11 protein-coding genes are annotated in these 9,746 nt (G+C 66.2%); 3 read left to right on the top strand and 8 right to left on the bottom strand.

Annotation, left to right across the window (positions count from 1 at the left end; genetic code table 11):
• The first annotated feature begins 164 nt into the window (after nt 1-164).
• Nucleotides 165-626 (top strand): NUDIX hydrolase, encoded by a 462-nt coding sequence (locus tag ACIQE0_RS12200; RefSeq protein ID WP_402331043.1) that lies wholly within the window; start codon nt 165-167, stop codon nt 624-626.
• A 99-nt stretch (nt 627-725) separates the two neighbouring features.
• Here ACIQE0_RS12200 and ACIQE0_RS12195 read toward each other — a convergent pair whose 3' ends face one another.
• From ACIQE0_RS12195 to ACIQE0_RS12185, 3 genes are all read right to left on the bottom strand, one after another.
• A complete protein-coding gene (locus ACIQE0_RS12195) occupies nt 726-3,191 on the bottom strand; it encodes a tyrosine-type recombinase/integrase (RefSeq protein ID WP_402331041.1) in 2,466 nt (821 codons plus the stop codon).
• A complete protein-coding gene (locus ACIQE0_RS12190; RefSeq protein WP_402331039.1) occupies nt 3,188-3,400 on the bottom strand; it encodes a hypothetical protein in 213 nt (70 codons plus the stop codon). The genes ACIQE0_RS12195 and ACIQE0_RS12190 overlap by 4 nt, the downstream gene beginning before the upstream one ends.
• A 279-nt stretch (nt 3,401-3,679) precedes the next feature.
• Entirely contained in the window at nt 3,680-4,645 is a 966-nt protein-coding gene (locus tag ACIQE0_RS12185) for a helix-turn-helix transcriptional regulator (protein WP_402331037.1), read from the bottom strand.
• Between the two features lie 96 nt (nt 4,646-4,741).
• On the opposite strand from ACIQE0_RS12185, the gene ACIQE0_RS12180 reads away from it, so the two are divergent.
• Together ACIQE0_RS12180 and ACIQE0_RS12175 are read left to right on the top strand one after the other, a co-directional pair.
• Nucleotides 4,742-5,107 carry a VOC family protein gene (locus ACIQE0_RS12180; protein WP_384097144.1) on the top strand — a complete coding sequence of 122 codons (366 nt, stop codon included), beginning with the start codon at nt 4,742-4,744 and terminating at the stop codon, nt 5,105-5,107.
• 87 nt (nt 5,108-5,194) lie between these two features.
• Nucleotides 5,195-6,193, top strand: coding sequence for an IS481 family transposase (locus ACIQE0_RS12175; protein ID WP_402331035.1), 999 nt, complete (start codon nt 5,195-5,197; stop codon nt 6,191-6,193).
• On the opposite strand, the gene ACIQE0_RS12170 is transcribed toward ACIQE0_RS12175, so the two are convergent.
• From ACIQE0_RS12170 to ACIQE0_RS12150, 5 genes are all read right to left on the bottom strand, one after another.
• Nucleotides 6,169-6,612 carry a hypothetical protein gene (locus tag ACIQE0_RS12170; protein ID WP_402331033.1) on the bottom strand — a complete coding sequence of 148 codons (444 nt, stop codon included), beginning with the start codon at nt 6,610-6,612 and terminating at the stop codon, nt 6,169-6,171. The two genes, ACIQE0_RS12175 and ACIQE0_RS12170, sit on opposite strands and share 25 nt — an antisense overlap.
• A gap of 3 nt (nt 6,613-6,615) precedes the next feature.
• Entirely contained in the window at nt 6,616-7,083 is a 468-nt protein-coding gene (locus tag ACIQE0_RS12165) for a hypothetical protein (RefSeq protein WP_402331031.1), read from the bottom strand.
• A complete protein-coding gene (locus tag ACIQE0_RS12160; protein WP_402331029.1) occupies nt 7,080-7,925 on the bottom strand; it encodes a hypothetical protein in 846 nt (281 codons plus the stop codon). Before ACIQE0_RS12160 ends, ACIQE0_RS12165 begins: the two co-directional genes overlap by 4 nt.
• Before the next feature lie 92 nt (nt 7,926-8,017).
• Entirely contained in the window at nt 8,018-9,187 is a 1,170-nt protein-coding gene (locus ACIQE0_RS12155; protein WP_402331027.1) for a hypothetical protein, read from the bottom strand.
• A gap of 144 nt (nt 9,188-9,331) precedes the next feature.
• Nucleotides 9,332-9,685 carry a hypothetical protein gene (locus ACIQE0_RS12150; RefSeq protein ID WP_402331025.1) on the bottom strand — a complete coding sequence of 118 codons (354 nt, stop codon included), beginning with the start codon at nt 9,683-9,685 and terminating at the stop codon, nt 9,332-9,334.
• Between the last annotated feature and the right edge of the window lie 61 nt (nt 9,686-9,746).

Below are 9,746 nucleotides of genomic sequence, written 5' to 3'. Positions count from 1 at the left end.
AATCCACACCGAACCCGGAAGGCCCTCACCCGTTCAAGATCCCACGGCCGAGACCTGGCTCACTGTCCACAACCTCCCCGGACAGAACACCTAGGGCGTCTTGCCGATGCCCGGCGATGCGCGGATCTTGCACGTTGGGATAGCGTTCGGTGGGAGGTACGGGCATGAGTTTTCGGCTGGCGGCGTACGCCGTGTGCATCGAGGACGGGCGGGTCCTGCTTGCCCATCACGTCTCAAAGAACTGGACTTTTCCGGGCGGCAGGGTCGAGCACGGGGAGGATCCGTTCGATGCGGTGATCCGGGAGGTTGCCGAGGAGACCGGTTGCGACGCGATGGTCGAACGCCTGCTGGGCGTGGACTCAAGGGTGATCCCCGCCGCCGAACGCACCGTCCCCGGGGGACCAGAGCACCAGAATGTCGGCATCTTCTACCGGGTCCGCATCATTGGCGGCCAACTCCGGCCTGAGCCGAACGGCGAAACCGCCGAGTCCGTCTGGACTCCGATCCCCGACGTGGCCGGCCTGCGCCGGTCGTCGCTGGTCGATATCGGCCTCGCTCTGGCGCGGACCCTTCCGGCAACCGGCCATGTCCCTCCCGTCTCGGTCGGCGGCCTCATCCAGCACTGACGCCACCACCAACATCTTGTGAGGTAAGTACGGGAAGGCGGCGCATGCCTTCTCCGAACTACCGCCAGAGAGGCCGTTTAGCGTCCGACTGCGGCGTGCTTAGTCCGTCTTGTTCAGGTTTTGGGCTTCCCGGACCGCTAGTTGCTTGATCGTCGGCATGCCGACGAATACCGGCGAGCTCTTCCGCCTCTCGCTGGCGTCAATCTGGCTGATCTTGTCGTGGGTTGCGGTGAGGCTGACGGTCAGTTGCTCGACGTCGCCCAGCCATCCTTCCCGTTCGGCTTCGGTGATCCTGGCGTGGAGGTTCTCGCGGATCTCTTCCAGACGGGGCCGTTCGTCCGGCCCCACGATCAGTACCGGGCATCGCACACAGGCGTGCTCGTGGACACAGCTACTTCCGTATGCTCGGCCGCACTGCCCCAGGGCCAGCTTGCGCCGCTCGAAGTGCCCGAGGAACTCCTGCCACTCCTCGTCGGTCACCGCCCGGTATTCCCCGGCGGGTCGTAGACCGCGGCGCCGGGCGATGAAGGCTCGGTGAGCCTCGATGGCATCTTCCGGGTAGATCGCGGCATACCCCATCGTGGTTCCAATGTGGTCGTGACCAGCAATAACCTGGGCGATGTGCGGCGGCAAGCCGTTGAGGATGGCGTCGGTGATGAAGATCCTGCGGAAGTCGTGCGGCTGGAAGGTCAACGGCTGTCCGTGGGCGTCGGTGATGCCGGTATCCGCCAGCAGCGTGTTGAGTGACTGGCGGATCGTGGTGGTGGAGATCGTCCTGTTTTCGCCGCCTACGGGCCACTGGTAGAGCAGCGGCATGGGTGGGTTCCAGACTTTCTCGTGCAGGCCATAGGACGGGATGCTCGGCACCCTGCCGTCATGCCCGCGAACACGGCTGATCACGGCGCTGAGAACGTCGGCGAGCTCAGGGCTGACCAGCAGGAGGCGCTCTTGGTCCGTCTTGGAGGGCGCGATCTGCAGGAGCGGGATCACCTCTCCGGTGGTCGGCAGCTTGTAGCTGATGATGCTGTGGTGGCCGAGTTCCCTGAGCTCTTCGATGCGCATCCCGGTGTGCCGGAGGATCTCCACGGTCGCCCAGCCGTAGAAGGCCAGCTTCTCCTCCGTTCGGAAGTCGCGCCTCGCTCCTGTGGCGTCAACGACCGTTGAAGGTTTGCCGCCGGCTCGCTCGGTAGACCGGGGCAGGGTGAAGCTCTCGTCGAGCACCGTGATGGTGGATCTCAGGTCAGCCGCCTCCAATGCCTCCAGCCGCTCCTTGGCCTCGTTCAGCCGACGGGCAGCTGCCTGTACCAGCGTGGGCAGGACCGGCAGCCTCTCTCGGGTGCGGGCATCGGATCTGGTGCGGACCTCCCGCTCGACGTTCTTGGCAGAGCAGTCGGCTTCTGTCACCGGGGCCGGAGCGGCCCACGGTCCCCAGCGCTCGGGCTCGTCCAGAGCCCACTCGGCGATGTCCAGGTAGAAGCCCCGCACTGCCGTCCTGATACTCAAGGCTGCGATGCGCGGCTCTGTTGTCCTGGCGACCGTGCCGTTCGGCATGCGGTACTTGACCGTCTTGACCGCGATCCGGGCCTTCCACGCGTCGCGCACCTCCGGGGCCAGGTGAAGGCTGTCGATCCCGGGGTGGTGCCGTTCCAGGTCGGCCCAGAAGTAGCCGACCAGATTGCTCGACAGTTGCACCAACGTGACGTAGTCGATGGAGGGCTGTCGCTCGGTCAGGTAGCTGACAAGCAGGTCGCGGATCGGCTTGCACTTCACGTCGAACCGGTCGACGAGCTGGGCCGGGCTCACCTGTCCGGCACGTATCTCGATGCTCCGCAGGGTCTTGGGTGCGTCAGGGGGAAACTGGCCGCGCCTCTGAAGCAGGGCGTAGGCGATTCGCGTGTGGCTCGTGGAGGTCCCCGTGGCCGCCAACAGCAGTTCGAGGACATCGCCGACCACGATGTCGTCGGTGCCGCCGCCCTTCGCCGCGAAGATGCGGGCCACGGCCTTGAGCGCCTTCGATGTGCGCCGCGGGTCCGGCTGTCCGGGCATGCGTGCGTCACGAAGTTCGGCAAATCCCTTGGGATCGCGGGCGGCTTCGATGGCTTCGCGCAGGTGGGGAGAGAGGCTGCTTGCGAGCCACGGCATGCTGGGACGGATGACATCAGCGCAGACCAGGGCCAGCAGCCCGGACCCGAGCCCTGCCTTCTGCGGCCTCCTGCCGTGAACGATCCCCCAGGCAAGCGGGGCCTCGGTCCAGCCGACCGAGGTGGCGGAGCCCGGGCTGGCGTTCCAGCGTTGCTGCCAGGTCTTCCCCTCGAAGGTCTCCAGCCATCGCAGCAGCAGGCGCGCACCGACCATCCGCATCTGGTGGGTGGAGTCTTTGCCGTTCTTGAACGGCGGCCGCTCCAACCTGTGGAGAACCTCCTCGCGGGAGATCCGGGTAGTGGGCCAGTCGGTTCCCGGGCTACGTGGCGGAAACCTCTGCAGCTGGGCATCGATCTCGCTGCCGGCCAGGCTCTTCGCGGTCAGGGCCGGCGGGGTGACGAGCGGGACGGTGGTAGTTGTCACCCGGGGCTCCCGCCGAAGAGGACGTCGAGGGAGTCCCGGTTGTAGGCCGGCGCGGGCGGGGCCGGAGGCGGGTTGTTGCGCTTGTGCTCCTGGCGGGCGTGGTGTGCAAGCCCTGCCGAGATCACGTCGTCCCTGGTGGGCCGGTTGTAGATGTCCAAGGTGGACAGATGCTTATGGCCGAGGATGTGCTGAACGTAGACCGGCGGCATGTTCGGATCGTCGAGCATCAAGAACGTCGCCGATCAAGTTGTGTCCGCAGAGGCTGTGTGCAGATGGGTTCGTGTGTCATTGAGCTGGGTGGTGGAGGACGACGCGTTCGCGACGCTGACAACTGGCCGTGTTGCATTCCGATGGCCCGAATGTGAGGCAAGCCACTTCCTGGGTGACCGGATCGAGTGAACCGATGGGTGTGTGGCACGGGTCTCTGGGGCCATCGCTAGCTGTACTGACCGGGCACGTTGATTGAGAACAGGGGACCTGATCGGCAATCACGATGCGGGGGTTGAGTGTCTGTCAGCCAGGTCCCTGGCGAGCTGACTGATGCGTGCGCGGGCCGTCTCAGGGGCGAGCACCTCGATGTGGTCGCCGAACTGAAGAAGCTGACGCACCGACTCGATGTCGGGGTAGCGCACGACGACGACGCACGAGCCTTTTTCCGCGTCGGAGACATGGTGGATGCGGGTGCCGAGGATGCGCCGCGCCAGGTCGAGACCCTTTTCCGGCAGGCGGATGGTCACGCTCACGCGATCTTGCTCCTCAGTGCGTTTCTTCAACACGGCCCATCTGGTGCGGAGGGTTTCGCCTGGTTGGAGCACGGCTGGTGCGTCTAGCTGTTCGAAGGCCGACAGTCGTTCCAGAGCGAGCAGCCGGCTGTCGCCCTGGTCATCGGCGACGAGATACCAGCGACCTGATTTCGCCACGATCCCGTACGGGTCGACCACCCGTGTCGAGGCCTGGCTCTCGGCGCTGCGCCGGTACAGGATTCGAAGGCGCCGCCGGTGTCGCAGGGTCGAGGCCAGATCCGATACTTCGACCGCTGCCTCGGGGGCAGCAAACCACGCGGTGCTGTCGACAAGCACAAGGTCAGCCAGCCGCAGCGGGCTCGGCGACTCAGGTGCTGCAGCCTGGCGGGCGGCGATCTTGCGCTCGGCCGACTCCCACGCCGCAGTTAGGCCCATTCGCTCACGTAGTGCGCTGTCCAAGCCGGCCACGGATAGGGCCTCCAGTTCTGGTGGTTCCAGATGGGATGCGCTGAGCCGTGCACCGGGGAGCAGGACGATCCCGCCGTTCCGCCCACGTTCGGCATAGACGGGCACGCCCGCTGTCGATAGCGCCTCGACGTCCCGCAGCACAGTCCGCCGGGACACCTCAAGACGCGCGGCGAGCTCCGTGGTAGTGAGCCGCTGACGGGTCTCCAGGAGCAGCAGGAGATGCAGGAGTCTTGAAGCCTTCATGCTTACCCATGTTCTCAGAAAAGGTGACAGGTTCCGTCGCGATTGGGTGATCCACTGAGTGCTGGACCGAGAAATCAACGAGTTGAGGAGCACTCCATGCCCGCACCGAACCTGTTCCTGATCGGCGTCCGCGACGCCGAGGCCGCCACCGCCTTCTACCGCGACCTGTTCGAGATCGAACCGACCTTCACCAGTCCCCACTACGTAGCCTTCGAAGCTGCCCCCGGTGTCCTGTTCGCACTGTGGACGGGCTACAGCGAGCACGCGGTCCCGAGCCTCCCTCGTACGACAGAGATCGGACTCATGGTGCCGGGGCCATCGCAGGCGATTGACGAGATCTTCACGAGGTGGGCCTCGAAGGGCGTCCACGTTGTGCAGGAGCCGCATGATGCTGTCTTCGGCCGCACGTTCGTGATTACGGACCCTGACGGCAACCTCATCCGAGTCTCCCCGGTCGACTGACCTGCACTATCCCTCCCCGCATATCTCCAAGCTGAAGGGCCGGCCACACACCATGGTCGGCCTTTCAGCCTGTCTAGGAGCTCAGAAATGTCGCATTCGAACGTGGCCCTCACCCCGCGCCACCGGCTGAAAGTCGCTCGACTCGTCGCTGACGACGGCTGGCCAATCAGCGAAGTCGCGGCCCGCTTCCAGGTGTCCTGGCCGACCGTGAAGCGCTGGGTCGATCGCTACCTCGCAGGCGAGTTCATGCAGGACCGATCCTCACGACCGCGGAGCTCTCCGGCCAAGACACCCAAGACCGTGACGAAGAGGTGCGTCAGCCTGCGACTACGTCTGCGGGAAGGGCCGGTCCAGCTCGCTGCGAGACTCAATATCGCCCCGTCGACAGTGCATCGAATCCTGCGATCGGCCCGCCTGAACCGACTCGCCTACGTCGACCGTGAGACCGGTGAGCCCGTCCGCCGGTATGAGCACGACCATCCGGGATCACTGGTGCACGTGGACGTGAAGAAGCTCGGGAACATCCCCGACGGTGGCGGCTGGCGCTACGTCGGCCGCCACCAAGGCGAGAAGCACCGCGCCGCGACGCAGAGCAAGTCACGCAACGCCTACGGCGGCCCGAAGGTCGGATACGCATTCGTGCACACCGTCATCGACGACCACTCCCGCGTCGCCTACACCGAGGTCCACGACGACGAAACAGCCGTCACCGCCGTCGGCTTCCTGCACCGGGCTGTCGACTGGTTCGCTGACCGTGGCGTCACCATTGAGAGGGTCCTGTCGGGCAACGGCGGCGCGTACCGCTCGTACCTGTGGTGCGACAACTGCGAAGCGCTTTCGATCACCTCGAAGTTCACGCGCCCTTACCGCCCGCAGACGAACGGGAAGGTCGAGCGTTTCCACCGCACCATGGCCGATGGCTGGGCCTACGCCCGCTGCTACACCAGCGAGCAAGAACGACGCGACACACTGGCCGGTTGGCTCCACCAGTACAACCACCACCGGCCCCACACCGCGTGCGGCAACCAGCCGCCATTCTCACGATTGATCAACGTGCCCGGTCAGTACAGCAGCGTCGCGGTATGACCAGTACGAATGACGACCTTGTGATCCGGCTCGAAGCGCGGGCCGAGTTTGAGAAGGTCTATCTCCGGGTTTCCCCGACGATCTCCAAGGAGGCCATGGAGGTCCTCCGTGACGTGGGTGCCGAGGCTGGTGAGATCCAGGAATTCGAGCTCGAACCGGTGCACGTTGTTATCGGCGTGACAGCCGGGCCGGGAGTCTGGCTCAACCTGCGCGTCGCGATCAACGCCCTGGGAGCCCGACACAAGGAAGAAGACCTTCCGACTGGAACTGTCCGGAGAGGAGTCCATCGAGGCGAACGGACATTCCGCCAAGGACACCGAACGGCTGCTGAAGGCCAGCATGGAGTTGTATGCCCAGCGTGCGGCCCTCGATGAAGCCTGGCGGCGCCGTGCGCGCGGAGAGGAATGAACCAGCAGCACGCATCAACTGCACGACCCGATGACCTTGCTTGCTGAGCGGGTTGTGGGGAGTCGGGTGACACGGTCGGCCCTGGCGGCGGCTTCGCGAAGGCGGCCGATCTCTTCGTGCTGTGCGGCGAGCTGGGCCAAGGACTGGGTGCGGAAGTCCGTTAGGTCGTCGATCGTCTGCTCCGACTGGGCCAGTCGCTCCTTGAGCTTGGTGTTCTCTGTCTTGAGGCGGGCGATCTGAGCCTCGCGAGGGTCGGGGATCTCGCCGGCGTCTTGCAGCGCCTGGACCCGTCGTTCGAACTCGATGCGGAGGTGAGCGTAAGGGCGGGTGCCGTAGAACGCGGTGCGGTCGACGCCGGCTTCGTTGGCGAGTGTCTTGATGTCGCATTTTGCGCCGGGCGGGATCTCGCCGCGCAGGAGCCGGTCCATAGTGGCCCGGATGCGGTTCTCGTTCTCGGTCCGTTGGGCTGCGGAGATTCTCATGCGGACTCCTCGTCCTTGATGGTGCTGGCGGCGTCGATCTCGGCGACGACGCGGAGGGCCCGGTCGTAGTCGGCTTGGAGCCGGGTGCGTTCGGTCTTGCGTGGTGCGCCGAGCTGGCCGAGGAAGGTCTTGGTGCGTTCGGCATGCTCGGCCCAGACGGGGCGGTGACAGGGATGGTGGGTGGCCTGCGGGCAGCGGGCCGAGTCACACATGCCGACAAGCGGGCGGTCGGCGGTGGGGGTGCCGGCGAGTTTGAGGCAGAGCGCGCGTGAAGGGTCGGTGAACCAGCAGTAGTTCGCCGGCCCGAGGTGGAGGGTCCTGGCCCGTTTGGCCAGCAGGTTGAGCACATCGCGGTCACTGCGCTGGGTCTTCGGCGTCGGCGCTGCCATCGGGTCGAGCTTGGCGTCGATGCTGGCGAAGAATTCGGTCAGGCTCCGGGCTCCCGGCCCGGACGGGAGGACGCCCTGCTGGTAGTTTCGGAACTCGGCCAGGACCAGGTCGAGGTTGCGGTCGCCTTCCAGCTTGCTGACCTCGGCCAGCAGTTCGGCTTGGGCCCCGCCGGGGCGAGAACTGTAGCCCTCGGTTGTCGCGACAACGATGTGCTTCAGATGGATCTTGGTCGCGCGGACGCCGCCAGGCCGGTAGGCCATTTCCAGTGCAAGGGTCCTGCGTAGTCGCCGCAGGTTGACGAGGCCGTCCGGGATGGGGGCGAGGCCGAGCCGTACCCCGGCTTCGGAGTTGACCCAGTTCCGGAACCACCGGTAGCGGACATCGAAGGCGAACCGCCCCAGCAGTGTCGCTCCTTCGACAGGGGCGGGGTGCAGGCATTCGATGAGTTCCACAGCGCGGTAAGCGGGTTCGATGACCACCCATTCGTCGACGACGCCGCCGAGTCCCTGGCCTTTGATTACCTTGCTGACCAGCCGGTAGCGGATCAGGCCGGGGCGGGTTCCTCCGACGGGCGGCAGCCGACTTCCAGTTCCATCAGCTCGGATGAGCGCATCCCGGAGGCCGCTGCCAGGACGATGACTGCGGCGGTACGGACGATGCCGACCAGCGCGACAGCCTGCTGTCGGTGCAGCGGCGACGTCCACGGCACGGTGGTGTCCCCGGTGGCCACCGTGACCGCGACCGCGTTCCTGCCGAATTCCCGCTCCGCGCCGACCGACGCAAGAGTCTCCTCCAACGGCCCTCGCAGCGCGGGCAGCCACCGAGGGCTGAAAAAGCTGAACCCGGCCCGCCGTGCGAGGAGGTCCAGAGAGATGCCCACCAGTGGATCACGCTTCGACCAGCCCTTGGCGATCCTCTCCGTAACGTGGTGGTCAGGCAGCAGCGCCAGCGGATCGCTCGTCCGTCTGTGCTCGGCGAGCAATGCGGTGATCTTCGGTTCCGGATCCTGAGCCCGGGCCTTCTTCCGTCCCTGGACCCGTCTGACGTCGCGGGACTTGCGGGCTCCGAGGCGGTCGGCTTCCCGTATCTGCTCGGTGAGCGAGATGGCGTGCGGGCCGAATACTGTCAGCAGGTAGAGAGCGGCAGCGAGCATCGGCTGCAGCACGCCGTCCTCGACGGGCTGGGTCTTGTTCTCGTCCCTTCCGTTGGGCATCTCGGCGACGGCCGAAGGGGTGGCACCGCCCCACGGAATCAGGTCGGCGGTAGGCCGGTCGGCGGTGAAAAGCTCGCGGTAGTTGACCAAGTCGACCGGGACCATGGCGGCAGCCCGCCGGGTTGCCGGGCTCTGGCTACCGACCACGGTGCCGTTCTCGTCGAGCACGTAGCGCCGGTGCCACAGATATGCCTCACAGCACTCCGTGTCTACCTGGCCCAGCGAGGTGACGCCCCGAACGTCGAGCCAGCGGAAGAAACGGCTGAGCTCGGCGAGGCGCCCCGCGCACGTCCACAGATGCAGCGCGGTGCGGTAGGCGCGAGGCAGCGGCGCGACCACCGGGTGCCGCGGTGCCACCATGGCCATCACGAGTTCTTTGGCGACCAGGCGCCAGTCCGGAGACGCAATGGTGGCGAAGTCCAAGCGTCGGGTGCTCAGCGGCATCTGGACCGGCAGTCCGATCACTTCGGTGAAGTCCCACAGGTCGTCGTCGAAGAACACGCGGTCAGCCCCTGCGGGCAGCTGGAGGCCCGCCTCCTTGCAGACGTCTGCGAGGACGAAGGGGGACGCGGCATGCGCGCTGTGTGCGAAAGTCGAAGTCATGCCGGTCACGCGGTCAACTCCTCTGGCCTCAGGGGTAGTTCTTCATCCTGATCGGTGACCTGGGTGGCGGCCTGCGCCAACGCGGTCCGGGTCGAAGCGGTCCAGGACTTGCTGGATTCGGGTGGCGTAGGGGCCGAAGACGGCCATGAACTGGGCGGCGGGCATCTGCTGCCACTGCCGGGAGAAGAACGCCTTGAGCCGCAGCAGGTTCGCCGCGTGCCGAGGTGCGAACACCGCGAGTGGGCAGAGCAGGCAGACCCAGGGGCGGGCTGGGCAGGGCTTGCCCTTCGGACCGTGCAATCCGGAGAGCTGGTCGCCGCAAGCCGCGGAGAACACATCGCGCTGCCCGCCGACCAGTTCGGCGAGGGCTGTTTCGCCCATATCCATCGCGGCCACGAGCTGCGGATAACCCTCGGCCAGGATGGCGGCGTCTTCGTCGGTGAGGACCGTGGGCGGT

Origin of the sequence: Streptomyces sp. NPDC093097, from assembly GCF_044754325.1 — a bacterium.
Classification (GTDB): Bacteria; Actinomycetota; Actinomycetes; order Streptomycetales; family Streptomycetaceae; genus Streptomyces.
The sequence above is the reverse complement of the archived record's forward strand: the minus strand, read 5'-3'. Positions and strand labels throughout refer to the sequence as shown.